General features: G+C 57.2%; 13 protein-coding genes. 10 read left to right on the plus strand and 3 right to left on the minus strand.

All coding sequences use genetic code 11. The annotated features are described in order from the left end of the window. Positions 1-72 precede the first annotated feature (72 nt). From B0G75_RS26920 to B0G75_RS26930, 3 genes are read right to left on the minus strand one after another with little or no spacing between them, the layout of a single operon-like run. Positions 73-2313, minus strand: coding sequence for a polysaccharide biosynthesis tyrosine autokinase (locus B0G75_RS26920; RefSeq protein WP_106312829.1), 2241 nt, complete (start codon positions 2311-2313; stop codon positions 73-75). Between the two features lie 42 nt (positions 2314-2355). Continuing rightward, on the minus strand, positions 2356-2793 hold the full coding sequence (locus B0G75_RS26925; protein ID WP_106312832.1) for a low molecular weight protein-tyrosine-phosphatase: 438 nt from the start codon (positions 2791-2793) through the stop codon (positions 2356-2358). 2 nt (positions 2794-2795) lie between these two features. Further along, positions 2796-3953 (minus strand): polysaccharide biosynthesis/export family protein, encoded by a 1158-nt coding sequence (locus B0G75_RS26930; protein ID WP_106312835.1) that lies wholly within the window; start codon positions 3951-3953, stop codon positions 2796-2798. Between the two features lie 203 nt (positions 3954-4156). Here B0G75_RS26930 and B0G75_RS40810 point away from each other — a divergent pair, with 203 nt between their 5' ends. The 10 genes from B0G75_RS40810 to B0G75_RS26975 all read left to right on the plus strand — a co-directional run bounded on the left by B0G75_RS40810 (position 4157) and on the right by B0G75_RS26975 (position 15102). Continuing rightward, positions 4157-4321 (plus strand): hypothetical protein, encoded by a 165-nt coding sequence (locus B0G75_RS40810; RefSeq protein WP_181309354.1) that lies wholly within the window; start codon positions 4157-4159, stop codon positions 4319-4321. Positions 4322-4439: 118 nt separating this feature from the next. After that, entirely contained in the window at positions 4440-5855 is a 1416-nt protein-coding gene (locus B0G75_RS26935; protein ID WP_106313063.1) for an undecaprenyl-phosphate glucose phosphotransferase, read from the plus strand. A gap of 139 nt (positions 5856-5994) precedes the next feature. Next, a complete protein-coding gene (locus B0G75_RS26940; protein WP_106312838.1) occupies positions 5995-7134 on the plus strand; it encodes an NAD(P)-dependent oxidoreductase in 1140 nt (379 codons plus the stop codon). A gap of 30 nt (positions 7135-7164) precedes the next feature. Next, a complete protein-coding gene (locus B0G75_RS26945; protein ID WP_106312841.1) occupies positions 7165-8031 on the plus strand; it encodes a glycosyltransferase family 2 protein in 867 nt (288 codons plus the stop codon). Between the two features lie 47 nt (positions 8032-8078). After that, complete coding sequence (locus B0G75_RS26950; protein WP_106312844.1) at positions 8079-9359, plus strand: capsular biosynthesis protein; 1281 nt, start codon at positions 8079-8081, stop codon at positions 9357-9359. Next, positions 9346-10731, plus strand: coding sequence for a lipopolysaccharide biosynthesis protein (locus B0G75_RS26955; protein WP_258194710.1), 1386 nt, complete (start codon positions 9346-9348; stop codon positions 10729-10731). Before B0G75_RS26950 ends, B0G75_RS26955 begins: the two co-directional genes overlap by 14 nt. A 4-nt stretch (positions 10732-10735) precedes the next feature. Beyond that, positions 10736-11377, plus strand: coding sequence for a DapH/DapD/GlmU-related protein (locus tag B0G75_RS26960; RefSeq protein WP_106312850.1), 642 nt, complete (start codon positions 10736-10738; stop codon positions 11375-11377). Next, positions 11370-12593 carry a hypothetical protein gene (locus tag B0G75_RS26965; protein ID WP_106312853.1) on the plus strand — a complete coding sequence of 408 codons (1224 nt, stop codon included), beginning with the start codon at positions 11370-11372 and terminating at the stop codon, positions 12591-12593. The genes B0G75_RS26960 and B0G75_RS26965 overlap by 8 nt, the downstream gene beginning before the upstream one ends. Positions 12594-12700: 107 nt before the next feature. Further along, positions 12701-14134: a mannose-1-phosphate guanylyltransferase/mannose-6-phosphate isomerase gene (locus B0G75_RS26970; RefSeq protein WP_106312857.1), complete on the plus strand. Its 1434-nt coding sequence runs from the start codon at positions 12701-12703 to the stop codon at positions 14132-14134. A 377-nt stretch (positions 14135-14511) separates the two neighbouring features. After that, positions 14512-15102, plus strand: a complete 591-nt coding sequence (locus tag B0G75_RS26975) for a WecB/TagA/CpsF family glycosyltransferase (RefSeq protein ID WP_258194712.1) — start codon at positions 14512-14514, stop codon at positions 15100-15102. The last annotated feature ends 18 nt before the right edge of the window (positions 15103-15120 follow it).

Below are 15120 nucleotides of genomic sequence, written 5' to 3' on the forward strand. Positions count from 1 at the left end.
ATCTCCGTACCCGGAGATATCCGAGCACGGCGATCTTCAGTCCTTTGGCCTCATGCGCTGCACACGTTGACGCTAGCTACGCGTCTCGCCACCGTATTCATAGGCTGCATAGCGATATGAGCCATATTTGGAGCCGTAGCCATACCGTGCGTGCGACAGATTCAGCCCGTTAAAGAGTACGCCGTTTGCCTCCACCCCGTTTTGGGCGAGCCGCTTGACGGACTCTGCGATCTCGCCCGCTTTCGTCACCGCCGCCCGGGCGACCAGGAACACGGTGCCGGCATTCGGCGCGAGAATCCCGGCATCGGCGGCTGCAAGTGCAGGCGCCGTGTCGATCAGCACGATGTCGTACCTCTTCGACAGCGCTTCGATACAAGACGCCACCCGGTCGCCCAACAACAGTTCCGCGGGATTTCGCGGCAGTGTTCCTGTCGAAACAAAGTCCAGTCGCGCAAGCAGATCGCGCCGCACGACCTGCTCGAATGTCGAGAGACCCGACACCAGCTCTGAAAACCCGCCACCGCGTTCAAATCCGAACGACTGGTGCAAATGCCCCTTGCGCAAGTCACCGTCGATCAGCAGCACTTTCTTGCCCCCCGCCGCGAGCACCGCCGCAAAATTCACCGACACGAACGACTTACCGACGGCCGGTGCTGATCCTGTCAACAGCACGACGTTGTTTCGCGCATTCACCATCGCAAACTGCAAGGCGGTTCTTAGACTACGTAAGCTTTCGATAGCCGGATCGCTGGGCGTATCGGCGGCGAGAACGTGTGTACCCGCTTTCTTTGCACTCGACACCCTGGTTAGTTCCTGTTGACGCTTACTCAACGGGATCGTCGCGTACACATGCAGCCCTGTGCGGCGCTCCAGCTCGGTCGGGTCACTGATGCCGCGGAACAGCATGTTGCGCACGAAGGCAAGCACCGCGCCTGCAAACAAGCCGACGACCAGCGATCCAGCAAGGACGATCAACTTTTTCGGCTTGACTGGCTTCTCAGGAACCGCCGCCGTGTCGACAAGCCGCACATTCCCCGTCTTGCCCGCCTTGACGAGTTGCAATTGCTGAAAGTTGTTCAGCAACGACGTGTAGAGATCGGTATTGACCTGAACGTCGAGTTGCAACTGAACTATCTGCTGCTGCACGTCTGGCAATTGCTTGATTCTGGAGGATGCCGCGTCGCTGTATTGACGCAAAGTCGCAATCTGCGAGTCGATCGTGCGGATCGCCGGATGGTGTCCATTGAATCGCGCCGCCAGTCCTTGGCGTTGCTCCTCGAGTTCAAGTAACTTGGTCTTTGCATCGACGGACTGCTGCAATACCACCTTCGCTTCCTCAGTCAGGTCGACGCTGCCGAGTTTGTTCCGTGCCGCCGTATACCGCTGCTGGGCCTCGTCGAGACGTCGCTTGATCACCGGTAATTGCGAGTTTAGAAACTCCAGAGATTGCGCAGCTTCAGCAGACTTTCGTTCGACGTTCTGCCGGATGTACTGATCGCCCACTGCGTTCAACTCCGCCGCTACGCGCACCGGGTCGGTATCGAGCAGACTCGCAATCAATACGCCCGATTGCTTCACCTTCTCTTCAACGTCGAGGTTGGTTTGCAGGTCGGTGATACTCTTCATTCGCGAATGGCGTCGAAGCACGAACTGCGTATCCGGCCGACCTTTAATGGATTTCACCCAGAGAAGGATCTTTCCGCAACACGACGGTATGGACTCGACCCGTCCAATCTGCCCGACGAAAGGGCCAGAGAGATCGTCGCCGGTCAAGCGGTAGTGCGTCGCGTCGATCACGGTCAGGCGGAACTTGTCGTCCTCGAGCGATTCCGGCACGTCGAACTGCGCCACATCGATATGCTCGTTCCCCCATGCGTAGCCACCCATGCCGAACAGGCCGGGCGTGGAAAGCTCCTGACTGCGACGCGCTATCCAGTTCCCGATCAACGGAAAGTAGCGCGGCTGTGCGTCGATAAACAGTTTGAGGTTGTCGACCGCACGCGTAACGACCAGGCGTGACGCCAGAATCTGGCTTTCGGCGGCAGCCGTCGATTTCACGTCGAATAACGACGAAACATCGCCCAGCAGGCCCTTTTCCGCCGAGCTCTCCGGGCTGTCTTCGACCTGTATGAGAAGATCGGCTTCATAGACCGGGTTACTCAGGAACGCGTAAAGCGTGCCGGCCACGACGAAGAAGGCGACGACAATGCCGATCAGCCAACGGCTTTCTATCAGCACGTCGAGAATCGTCACGAAATCCAGTTCTTCTTCACTATCGGGTGCCCCCGTGGGAGGCAATTTAGTTTGCGTCATCAAATAGGTGCCAAGGTAGCGAGCTGAAAAACGCCTGCTCGGTTAAGCCACAATTTTGAGTCGCTCGACCCAGTCTTCGATCGCGCGGTCAATCAAGGTGAGGCACGCCTGAAAATCTGAACGCTCGCCTCCGTAAGGGTCGAAAATATCCTGATCAATGAATTCGCCCAGCCGAAATACCTTTCCACGCGTAGTCGGATAACGATCGACCACGCTCTGCTTCTGTTTTGCGTCCATCACGAAGATCACATCCGACTGCGCGCACAGAAGCGCGGATAGCGGGCGGGCGCGGTGATCGTCGATCAGGATGTCGCGCTCGCGCATCAACTCCCGCGCGATCGCGTCCGCAGGGTGGCCGATAAGCGCGCCCAGTCCTGCCGACTCCACCCGGACATGGCGCAGCCGTGTGCGCAAAAGCCCTACCGCCATTGGACTTCGGCAGATGTTGCCGATACAGACCACGAGAACCGATTGGACCATGTTCAGTTACCCGATGTAGTTCGTTGCAAGTAATACGCACCCGTCGCACTGCCCACCAGAGGCGTCACGACGCGGTACCACCTGATCACGCCCGGCGCGTCTACATACACGACGTCGTCCGGCTTCATTTCAAAACCGGCGGCAAGCACCATTCCGGTCGGCGACTTGCTGTCGAGATGGAATATCTTCGGTAGTCCATCGTCCGCTTTCGCGCGCACCACATAGATTTCACCCGCATCGCCGCTCAACTGGCTGACACCACCCGCATCGCCAAGCGCATCGCTTAGCGTCAAATGACCATTCGTCTTGAACACGACGGGTCCCGGCTTCACGACTTCGCCTGACACCACAACCCGATGTTCGATCAAAGGCGGCACCCGGATCGCGTCCTGGTCACGGATCGCAATGTCCTTCGGATTGATTCCACGCTTTAGCATCTCGGGAAGATTGATCCAATGTGTGATGCCACCGCGAGTCAGTTCGATTCTGCTTAGATCGCCTGTCGCCGCAACGCCGTTTGCGAGATTCAGCATCTCGGCCAGAGTCATCGGGACATCGGTGATCTGCTTGACGCCCGGCTGGCGCACTTCGCCATCGATATAGGCTTTCTGACTGCGGTATCCGATCACACGCACCGTTACCTGCGGATCGTTGAGGTTCTGCTTCAGGTGATCGATCAATTCCTGCTGCAATTGCAGCTCGGTCAGTCCACTGGCCTTGATCTTCTTCACATAGGGAAACTGGACGTAGCCGTCCTTGCTGACCACAAAGCCGGGCAGGCTCTGCGCCGTCATGCCGACTGTAGCCGGAGAAGCGCCCGAATCGGTACCGATCGCATAACTCAGGTTAGGCATCACCAGTTCAGGGTGATCCCAAACGATGATCGACAGCACGTCCTGGGCTCCGATCCGATAGGGCGCCGGTGGCGCAATCAACGATGCATAGCTGGTGTCGGCCGCTATGGCAGCCTTGCGCGCCGACGATTCCTGCTCGATCAGCTTGAACGTAATCGGAGTGATCACCGGCACTGAAGAAGGATCCTCGGGATCGATCGGTTTATGTGGATCGAAACTCATCCCAGGCGCAAATGCGCAAGCACCAAGCGCAACTACCGAACACAGGGACAAGCGTTGAATAAGTGATGCAAAGCGATTTCTCATTGGCAGTGTGCTAAGGCAGTGTGGATCTGCAGACGTCGAAATGACTGGCGGAAAGAGCGATGATCTTTGGTCTGTTCGAACGCCCTTGAATGTCAGTCGCGCTTTACGGCTGTGAGACCGCATCGCACAGTCTGCCGTCGCTTTCTTGACGGCTTGTCTTACCGGGATCGGATATTACCGATGCTGCGGCGCGGCGAATCGCGTTGACCGAAAACGGCATGCATTTGGCGAAATACGGAAAGTCCTGGGCGGCGCGCGATGGCTTCGAGGCCAAGCCCCAAGGCTTCTCACCCAATATGGATAAATCGGATATCAAGTCGCCGCGCGGCTTCCGGCCGATGTCAAAACGCCATCAATGCGCGCGTTGAGTCGATTCGGACGATTCATTGCCGTTTTCCGTCATCGGATTTTTCACCGCCAACCTCGTGGTTATGATGCGACGCAAAACCGGTTAGCGCCCGCAAACAAATCGCTAGGGGAATGCAAATGCAATCAGTCAAACCGCTTGGTTTTCATCCCGGTACTCGCGCACCTGCCTTTCTTTTTGCGTTGCTCGATGCGTGTTTCGTATTGGCGGGCGCCGCAATTGCGTATGTATTCCGTTTCGACGACTTCGCTGCGTGGAGCGATCCCACGCTGCTTCTCGTTGCATTCAATACGGCGATGGCCGTTCTGCTATTCCCCACGCTCGGCATCTATCAATCGTGGCGAGGACGGAGTCCGCTGGAGATGGTGACGCTCGTCACGATCGGCTGGGTGGCCGTTTTCGTTCTGGGACTCGTACTGGTCTTCACGACACATCAGGCGCACACCCTGTCGCGGCTCTGGTGCGGGACGTGGCTCGTCACGTCGCTTGTGCTCCTCGTCAGTTTGCGGCTCGCGCAGTATCAATTGTCGAAACAGCTATGGCGTCGCGGCATCAATGTCCAACCAGTCGCGATCGTCGGTGCAAATCCGCTCAGCCTTATGTTGATCGATCGCTTGCGTAAGAACGGCCAGTCGGGTTTCTCTCCGGAATGTGTATTCGACGAGGATCCGCTTGCCTCCACGTACGCCGGTGGACTTCCGGTGGTCGCCTCTCTCGACGGACTTGCCGACGCGGTGCGTACCCGAGGCATCAAGGAAATCTGGCTGGTTCTACCGCTGCGGGAGGAAGCACGTGTACACGCCGTATTGAACGCGTTCCGGCATGACTTCGTGAACGTCCGCTTCATTCCGAACGTGCGTGACATTTCTCTCTTCAACCACTCGGTCTCGGAGGTCGTCGGGCTATCCGCAATCAATCTATTGGCATCACCGTCAGCAGATCCACGTTTTGTATCCAAACAGATTTTCGACCGCACATTCGCGGCCCTCGCATTGCTCTGTTTGTTGCCGCCGATGCTTGTCATCGGAATTCTCGTGAAGTTGTCGTCGCCCGGACCGGTTTTCTTCCGCCAATGGCGCAAGGGTGCGAATGGCAACGAATTCCAGATCTACAAGTTCCGGACAATGGTGGTTCATTCGGAAGATGCCGGCCAGTTGACTCAGGCCAAACGCCGCGATCCTCGTGTGACGCCGATAGGTGCGCTGCTCCGCAAGACCAGTCTCGACGAGTTGCCGCAGTTCATCAATGTGCTCAAAGGCGACATGTCCGTGGTCGGTCCGCGTCCGCACGCCTTGCAGCACGACGAACTCTACAAAGACCTCGTGCATGGCTACATGTTTCGCTACAGGATCAAACCTGGCATTACGGGCTGGGCGCAAATCAATGGCTATCGCGGCGAGACCGACAAGATCGAAAAGATGCAAGGACGAATCGCGTTCGATCTCTATTACATCGAGAACTGGACGTTCGGTCTCGATCTCAAGATCGTTCTAAAAACCTTTATTCACGGTTTCGGCGGCGCCCACGCTTATTGAAGATACGCGCTTCTGACGTGCTACACGCATTTCGCGTTGGCTACTCGCCCAAATTCGTGTCTCGCGTCTCACGATTAGCGCTGCGATTCACCGTGAACGCAGCCCCCTTTTTGACCTTTATTTTTATCTTCGAGCTCGCATGAATATCCTGATCACCGGCGGTGCCGGCTTTATCGGCAGTGCACTCGCGCGTACCCTTAGCCGCCTCGGCGACACTGTTACCGTACTGGACAACCTCTCTCCACAGATTCACGGAACTAATCCTGACGACTCGCCCTTGTTCAAATCGCTGCCTGAATCCGTGCGCTTCGTCAAGGGTGATGTACGTCGCCGTGAAGACTGGCTGGCCGCACTGGAAGGCCAGGAAGCCGTCATTCATCTGGCCGCGGAAACAGGTACCGGCCAATCCATGTACCAGATCGACCACTACGTCGAGACCAATGTGCGTGGCACGTCGCTGATGCTCGATTTACTCGCCGAAGCGCGTGACGCCGGGCATGGCACCGTCCGTCGGGTCATCGTGGCGTCGTCCCGTTCCATCTACGGCGAAGGCAAATATCGCGGGCACGCGGGCTATGTATATCCGGGCGCGCGGAAAGCCTCTGACATGCGCCTTGGACTCTACGATTGCCTCTGCCCCGAAACCGGCGAACGCCTCGAACTGGTCCCGACCGACGAAATCTCAAAGACCCATCCAAGCTCTGTCTACGGCATCACAAAGCTGTTCCAGGAGCAACTGATTCTGACCGTCTGCGAGACGCTCGACATCGGCGCGATCGCACTTCGTTTTCAGAACGTGTATGGGCCGGGACAGTCGCTGCGCAATCCGTACACCGGCATTCTCTCCATCTTCTCCACGCTGCTGCTTCAGGGCAAAGACGTCAACATTTTCGAAGACGGCCTCGAGAGTCGCGACTTCGTCTATATCGACGACATCGTCGAATCCATTGTGCTCGCGCTCGATGCAACGAATAAAGCCGGCGTGGCCTACAACGTCGGATCAGGTAAGGCAACCAGCGTGCTTCAGGTTGCGCAGACGCTGAAGCGCTTCTACGGCGCCACCGGCGCGCTCAACATTACGGGCAATTTCCGTCTGGGCGACATCCGCCATAACTATGCGGATCTGAAAAAGATTCGCAAGGAGCTCGATTTCGAGCCGAAGGTGTCGTTTGCAGAAGGTGCGATGCATTTCTGCAAGTGGGTCGAGGAACAGACCATCTCTGATGCAGGCTACGACCGGTCGGTCGCCGAGATGCGCAGTCGCGGCTTGTTGAACTAAGCGCACCCTCACTCTTCAAGGAAATTCGCGATGAAAATTGGCATTGTGACCGTGCTTTTCAAATCGGACCCTGTGATCGCAGGGTTTATTGCGAGCATGAACGCTCAACGATTCACGGATTTCCATGTCCTCTGTATCGAGAACGACGTCGAAAACCGGGCCTGCGAAGCGGCAATTCGCGCGGATCTAAAGGTCCCGTTCACGTTCATTCGCAACAAATCGAACGTGGGTGTCGCCACGGCGAACAATCAGGGACTGGACTTTTTTCTTCCGGATGAGAGCTTCACGCATGTCCTCTTCCTGAATAACGACATCGAAGTCGACGCCGATTTCCTCCAGCGGCAAGTCGACATTCTGGTTGCCAATCCGCGCGTCGACGCCCTGGCGCCGAAAAGTTTCTACTACGACACGCCCGGCAAGCCGTGGTACGCCGGTGGCAAACTGAGCTACCTGAAAGGCGGTTGCCGTCATTTCGGCCATAACAAACCTGATCGACTGACCAAAAATCTGCTGTATCCGGTCGACTACGCACCAACTTGCTCGTTGATCGTCAAATCGCGGCCGTTAAAGGAGTCGGGAATCCGGATGTGGGAGGAACTCTTCGTCTACTACGACGACACGATCTTCTGCCTCGAATTGAAAAGGGCCGGAATCAAGATGTATTACACGCCGACCATTCATCTTCAGCACAAGATCAGCTCCTCTACGGGCGGCAGCCGCTCAGATTTCTCACGCTATTACTTGACGCGCAACTGGCTTTACTGCGGACTGAAAACACGTAATCTGGCCGTCGCCGCATCGGCAATCGTATTGACCGTTTTCCACGCGGTGGCACGTCACAAGATCGAACTTCGTGCAATGCGCGACGCGTTTCTGATGAAACGGACTGTCGCATAACTACGTTCGACATCGTATCCGGCCGGCGCCTGGCTCGCTCTCACACTATGAAAACTAAAGTCGTCACGCTGGTTTACTACCATCCCATGGCGCGCTTCTTCTGCGCGATAGAGGATGCATGGAAGCAGTTGGATCCCGATGTGGAATTTCTCCATCTAGCGGTTTTCCCAAGTGCGTGGGCGTACTTCCGGTTGCATGGGCGCGCGACTAAGGCGCTGTCATGGAAGGCATTTCTGACGAGGTCCAGGGACCGTTCGACTGACCCGGACGTGATATCGGCTCTGATCCGCTTCCACTCGTCCGATCCGGGTATGACCGATCCGCAACGGGACGCACTCAACCGCCAGGCGCGGGCGATGCTCGAAGTGAGCCGATCGGTGATCGAGCAGTTCGACCCGGACGTAGCCATTCTCAGCGGCGATACGCGCTTGCCGGCCGAAGTGTTGATGCGCACACTGGCCGATTCGCGCGCAACGACGTGGTTTTTCGAGCAGGGGCCGTACCGCACGACGCTACTGGATCGCGAAGGCGTCAACGCGAATTGTTCGTTCCGGACGGCTCTTGCCGATCTTCCCGCGACGGGTCCGGAGCTGGTCGTACCCAACCAGCGTCCGAGATGGAACAATCGTCTCTACTCGATGGTCGACAAGTTTATCGTTGCGCAGTCCCGGCTTACCGGGTTGCTGCCGCCCGATCTCCGTCCGTATCGGCTGGAGAAGTGCCCGTCTTCGCGTTACAAGGCATTGGTGCGCCAATCAGACGCCGTGTCCGACAGGCGAAAGACGCTCCTTCTCGCAATGCAGGTGCCCGAGGACGCGAACAACATCTATCACAATCCACTTCAACTCAGCGATGCTGGCCTGATCGAGTTCGTCATGTCGGGTATCCCATCCGACTGGAAAGTCGTCGTCCGTGAACACCCGCTGTACCGCCGCAAATATAGCGCGGCATTCTATGCGCTGGTGGAGCGCCAGGAGAGAATCGAACTCAGCGGCCGGTCGCTATCCGAGGATATTGCCCGGACATGCATCACGGTCACGGTCAACTCGTTGACGGGACTCGATGCCTACGCAGCCGGCCACAGGGTCATCGTGCTCGGCGAATCGTTCTACGATCATCTCGATGGAATCCTGCCGGCCCGGACGCCAGCCGAACTCGGACATCTGGTCGAACACCCCACCGACAGGTCGAAGCCTGCGCCGAATATGTTACTTGGCGCACTGGTCGACCGGTACTTCTTCCCCGGCCACTTCACTGACGTCGATCTCGGCTATACGCGCGGTATCGCCGCACGCGTAATGGAGTCGCTCCGCGTTGAGGCTCGATAAAACAGATATGACGCCAGCCGGACTTCCGCGGTCGCCGACCATTGTCAAACGTATTGCGTCGAGTTTCGTCTTCAGGCTATCGGGCGCGCTGACCAATTTCTCGTTCGTGATCTTTCTCGGGCGTTACCTCGGCGCGTCGCAGACGGGTCTCTACATGATCGGCCTGGGATTTCTGTCGGTGCTGTCGACATTCTGCCGTCTAGGCCTCGAACAGATCGTCATTCGCGACGGCGGCCCGATGGTGCGCGATCGGCAGTGGGTACAACTACGATCCTTGTACCGCCAAACCATGGTCCTCGCCGCTGCTGCGAGTCTCGCCCTGACGCTTACGGTCATTCTTCTATCAAAACCCTTGGCGCTGTACGTTTTTCACAAGCAGGAACTTGCCTCCGTATTGGTGTGGTTCGCAGTAGCGTTGTTACCCACTTCGATCGCGATGATGCACGTACCGTTTCTGCAGATCATCGGCAAGCCGGAGAGAAGCATTGCCGTTTTCAGCGTCTGGGTACCGCTGCTCTCGTTCCTTTCACTGTTCTGCATGCCGCCGTCGAGCGCGGTGACCGCGGCATATATTTTCGTCGGCGCATCGACCATCAACCTCGCTATTGCGTACATTCCCTTCAGTAGATTCATGCGTAGTGCCGGCGGTCTCATCAGTCCAATTGGCCCGGTCTGGAACGTCCGCTTGCTACGACCAGCACTGCCGCTGCTGATCGGCAACACCTGCCAGATGGCGCTGCTCTGGATTGCCGTTTTTGCCGTGGGGATCCACTCTTCTCCCTCTGACGTAGGCGGGTATTCGGTCGCACAACGCGTTGCGCTAACACTATCGGGATTTCTCGTCCCACCTATCGACGCGCTAGTCGGGCCCAAGCTCTCGATGATGCGTGGCACTTCCAGCAAGCACGATATCGAGTGGATCGTTCAACGCGTGTCGGCTGCGCTGCTGATCCTCGTATCGGGTCTTTTCGTCGTATTGGTCGTATCGGGTCACCAACTGCTGCGGCTGTTCGGCAATGACTTTGGGGCGGGTTACGGCCCACTCCTCTTCTTGAGCGCGGGACAGCTCGCCGTGGTCGCAAGCGGTTCGATACGTCCTTTACTGGTCGTTCACGGTCTCGAAAGAGTCATCCGTAATGCGATGGTAATCGCGACCCTGGCGTGCATAGCCCTTGCCGCGATTCTCGTGCCGGCGCTCGGCGCAACCGGCGCGGCACTCGCTACCGCGCTTGCACTGGCAGGCGAAAAACTCGCGGAGGGGCTTGTGGCATGGAAGGTTCTGGGTATCTGCGTCTACCCGTCGCTGTCGTTCTACCGGCGTGAGATCACCACGCTCCTGAAGCACCACGCCAAACGCACACAAACGGAATAGCCACGTGAACATAGGCATCTTCTTCAAGGTCCGGAACCGTCTCAGGACGTCACTTCAGGGACTGGTGTATCCGTTTTTCTTCGCGCGGTTCGGGGCACGTTCCCGCATTCTCAGGCCAATCCGGATCGACGGATCGGACAACATCGCAATCGGCACCGACGTATTCATCAACAATTTCGCATGGATCGAGACGATTCACGCGTTCTCCGTGCAACCAAGACTCGATATCCGGGACCGCGTCTACATCGGCAACAGCGCGCACATTATTGTCACCCACTCGATCGAGATCGGATTCGACGTACTGATCGCCGATCGAGTCTACGTCGCCGACTATATTCACGGATACGAAGACATCCACACACCAGTCAAGACCCAAGACCTGATTCAGCGCCGCCCGGTCAGCATCGGCGACGGCTCGTGGATCGGCGAGAACGTCGTGATTCTCGGAGCAAGAATTGGCCGCCACTGCGTAATCGGCGCCAACGCCGTCGTCACAAGCGACATCCCCGATTTCTGCGTCGCCGTCGGCGCACCCGCCCGCGTGGTTCGACACTGGCACCAGGATCGTAAGCAATGGTTAAAGGGCGCACCTTCTGCGCGCAACGCCTGTCCCGCTAGTGTCACAAACGAAATCAATCATGCTTAGTTCCCTCTTCCGGCGCGAAATCCGCGCTTCGTTACTGCTGACCGCAATTCTGCTTGTCAGCGGCGGTTGGATCGTTGTGGTTCGTGTTGGCAACTCCGCAATGATCGCCGCAATCGTAGTCGTCCTATTTTGCAGCTTCCTGGTATCGGTACGCTTTCCTCGAGCAATCCGCGGTAGCTATGGGATTCTGGTTATCGCGATCCTCGTCGCCAGTTATGCGCAGGACTTTCAGATCGACGACAAGGAACTCTTCGTCATCTTGAAAGCGCTAATTGCGGGCGTCGCATGCATCTATTTCAAGCGGACACGTCGCGACTTTCGCGAGCTTTTTGTCGACGTGATGTATTACATGGCGATCATCTCGCTAGTGCTTTATCCGCTCGCCTATGTGGCCCCCGGTATCGCACGCCATATCGACGACGAGTACAGCACGGTCTTCGGCCTTCTCTATGTCCGCTCGACCGATTTGCAGCGTTTCAATCACTACCGCAATCAGGGCATCTTCTGGGAAGCCGGTGTGTACGGCGTCATGCTGACGATGGCCTTCGCCTACAACTTTTTGAAGTACGAGAAGCGGCCTAACTGGGTATTTCTTCTGGCCGCTCTTTCGACTCAGTCCATGGGAGCCCTATCGGTCTTGATGCCGTTCGCCGCTTATTGCTACATGCATCAGCGCCAGCCGCGCCTCGCGAATCTCGCCGCGATCATGTTGGGCATCGTGGTGGTACTTGTACTGGCCGCCCCGGGCGCGATCGACGACGCCTTCTCGACCCTGTTCGGTCGCTCGCTGCAGGGCGACTCGAGTATTACCGTGCGAATCAACGACATGACACTCGGGGCTCGCGCAGCAGCTGACAGCTTGCTGCTTGGCCGCCCAAGCGGCGACCTCGACGCCTACAACGCACTCGCACTGGACGAGTATGGGTACATCAAGGAGAACGACGCCGGCATATCGAATTCGATTACCGGCATGATCTACAAATACGGCGTACCGGTCACCGTCATCTATTGCTGGGTTCTCTGGCTCCGGGTGCGTAGAGATTTCGGCGGTATGGCGCCACTTGTTTTTGCCGTTTTCGCAGGCTTGCTGATGATCGAACCACTCGGTCTGTCGATCTTCATCTTCATGCTTCTCGCCTATCGAGACTATCCATCGGTAGCCGGCCGGCAAGAGGTCCAACGTGTCTCCCAAGCACCATTTTCAACGCCTTTGTAGCGGATTACCCGGATCTGCCAAAAGTATGTCGAATTAAGACAGTAGACGCACAACACATGGGTTGCTCAGTAGAGTCACATCGAACGAGGCATACAGGATAGAAGCACATGAGCATTTTCCCAGTTGTTCTATGTGGCGGCAGTGGAACGCGGTTGTGGCCGATGTCTCGTGGCGGTCAACCAAAACAGTTCCTTACGCTCGCGGGCGAGCACTCGCTGCTGCAGACTACGCTGAGACGCGTCAATGCTCTCGACAACACCAGGCCGCCGGTTCTGGTTTCAAATGCGGAATACCGCTTTCAGCTTGCCGATCAACTGAAGGAAATCGCTCTGGACGTCTCTGCGATCATCCTTGAACCCGTCTCGAGAAACACTGCGGCAGCGATTGCGGCCGCGGCACATTTCGCTATTCAAGACGATCCCAAAGCGCTGTTGCTCGTGCTGCCGTCGGATCACGTCATTCAAAATGCAGACGCGTTTCACAATGCCGTCGAGACCGGCATTGCTCTGGCGCGCGATGGACGGCTCGTCACATTCGGGGTGGTGCCGACTGCGCCGCATACCGGGTTCGGATACATCCGCAAGGGCGAGTCGTTGGCGGACAAGGAACACGAGGCATACAACGTCAGCGCTTTCGTCGAGAAACCTGACGCAGCGCTCGCAGCCGAACTGCTGGCCAGTGGCGATTACTTGTGGAACAGCGGAATTTTTCTGTTTGGCGCAGGCGTCTACCTGGACGAACTGAAACGATACGAGCCAGATGTTGCCCGTCTCGCGGATCAAGCCTACAAGGACGCACGTCCTGATCTGCAATTTCTTAGGCTCGGCAAAGATGCCTTCACCGACTGCCCAAGCATCTCGGTGGACTACGCGGTTCTCGAGCGTACCGATCGCGCGGCGGTTATCTCTGTTGACGATCTCGGCTGGAGCGATATCGGATCGTGGTCCGCACTGCATGAGATTGCGCCGCAAGACGAACAGCGCAATGCGCTTATAGGCGACGTGCTGCAAGATTCCGTATCGAATTCCTATATCCGCGCTGAACACCGCATGGTCGCGGCGATTGGCGTCAGCGACCTGGTAATCATCGAAACGGCAGACGCTGTGCTCGTCGCACATCGCGATCTCGCCAAGAACGTAAAGACTATCGTCGATAGTCTCAATGCAACGGGACGGCGCGAGTCCGTTACGCATCGGCGCGTGACGCGCCCCTGGGGTTCGTATGAATCCATCGACCAGGGCGAGCGCTTCCAGGTCAAACGGATAGTTGTCAATCCTGGTGCCCAATTGAGTCTTCAACTGCACCATCACCGCGCCGAGCATTGGATTGTAGTCAGGGGTACGGCGTTAGTTACAAACGGCGACCGCGAGGACTTACTGACGGAAAACCAGTCTACGTATATTCCCGTTGGGGTATCGCACCGACTGTTCAATCCGGGAAAGATCCCACTTGAACTGATCGAAGTTCAGTCCGGAGCGTATCTGGGCGAGGACGACATCGTTCGGCTTGAGGACCGTTATGGCAGAACCGGCACTGCATAGCGCTTAAGCGCCGCTCGCGCACGCTTCTTCGGGGGCGGCCCAGCGCATCTCATTCCGGCGATCTTGGATATATCAGGCCAACACAAGGCCGATTCAACAAGATTCTCACGTAGTTAGTTATCCAAAGTCTCCGATTGTATTTTCAGTCGGAGCGCTTCGTCACGTCTTATCGACCTGAGACCTGTTAAATGACAAACAAATGCACGATGTTCGGGATAGAGATAGACGCCATTTCAATGGACACGGCGGCAAAGACGTTGGCGCGGTGGCTGGAATCTCCGCACGCAAGATGCCGCTACGTGGTCACGCCGAATGTGGACCATATCGTCAAACTTCGAAACTCTCTGGCATTTCAGGCGGCGTATGCAGGCGCGTCGATGGTACTCGCAGACGGTAAGCCGCTGGTACTCGCATCGCGGATGATGGGTCGCGCATTAAAGGAGACCGTGCCCGGCAGCGACCTCGTACCGAGTCTCCTTCATCAGGCGCGGTCCATGAATCAGCCCATGCGCGTATTTCTGCTCGGCGCCGGCTCCGGCGTCGCGGAGCGTGCCGCACGGATCATTGCGCAACGCTGGCCGAACGTTCTGATAGTCGGGACGTACTCCCCTCCTTTCGGATTTGAAACGTCGCAGTCCGAGTGCAATCGCATTCTCGACGAGATCGCCGCAGCTGAACCGGATCTGCTGATCGTTGGACTCGGTGCGCCCAAACAGGAACTATGGGTGCATGAGTACAGAGCACGCATCAATGCAAAAGTGGCGATCTGCGCGGGTGCCACGATCGACTTCATTGCAGGCGAGAAAGTGCGCGCTCCGGTCTGGATGCGCAGGACTGGCCTCGAATGGCTGCATCGAATTGTCACCGAGCCCCGGCGTCTGTTGCGCCGCTACGCACACGACGCTTTGGTATTCCCTACTGTTCTGGTCAGGGAACTCGTCAACAACGCAGTTGCGCGCAATAAATGATCGACGAACGAGAGTCAT

The sequence above is a fragment of the Paraburkholderia sp. BL18I3N2 genome (genome assembly GCF_003001875.1).
Lineage (GTDB): Bacteria > Pseudomonadota > Gammaproteobacteria > Burkholderiales > Burkholderiaceae > Paraburkholderia > Paraburkholderia phytofirmans.

What these genes read in the sequence shown, in the direction of transcription:
- B0G75_RS26920 (WP_106312829.1), bottom strand. Translation starts at nt 2,313, where the DNA reads ATGACGCAAACTAAATTGCCTCCCACGGGGGCACCCGATAGTGAAGAA.
- B0G75_RS26925 (WP_106312832.1), bottom strand. Translation starts at nt 2,793, where the DNA reads ATGGTCCAATCGGTTCTCGTGGTCTGTATCGGCAACATCTGCCGAAGT.
- B0G75_RS26930 (WP_106312835.1), bottom strand. Translation starts at nt 3,953, where the DNA reads ATGAGAAATCGCTTTGCATCACTTATTCAACGCTTGTCCCTGTGTTCG.
- B0G75_RS26935 (WP_106313063.1), top strand. Translation starts at nt 4,440, where the DNA reads ATGCAATCAGTCAAACCGCTTGGTTTTCATCCCGGTACTCGCGCACCT.
- B0G75_RS26940 (WP_106312838.1), top strand. Translation starts at nt 5,995, where the DNA reads ATGAATATCCTGATCACCGGCGGTGCCGGCTTTATCGGCAGTGCACTC.
- B0G75_RS26945 (WP_106312841.1), top strand. Translation starts at nt 7,165, where the DNA reads ATGAAAATTGGCATTGTGACCGTGCTTTTCAAATCGGACCCTGTGATC.
- B0G75_RS26950 (WP_106312844.1), top strand. Translation starts at nt 8,079, where the DNA reads ATGAAAACTAAAGTCGTCACGCTGGTTTACTACCATCCCATGGCGCGC.
- B0G75_RS26965 (WP_106312853.1), top strand. Translation starts at nt 11,370, where the DNA reads ATGCTTAGTTCCCTCTTCCGGCGCGAAATCCGCGCTTCGTTACTGCTG.
- B0G75_RS26970 (WP_106312857.1), top strand. Translation starts at nt 12,701, where the DNA reads ATGAGCATTTTCCCAGTTGTTCTATGTGGCGGCAGTGGAACGCGGTTG.
- B0G75_RS26975 (WP_258194712.1), top strand. Translation starts at nt 14,512, where the DNA reads ATGGTACTCGCAGACGGTAAGCCGCTGGTACTCGCATCGCGGATGATG.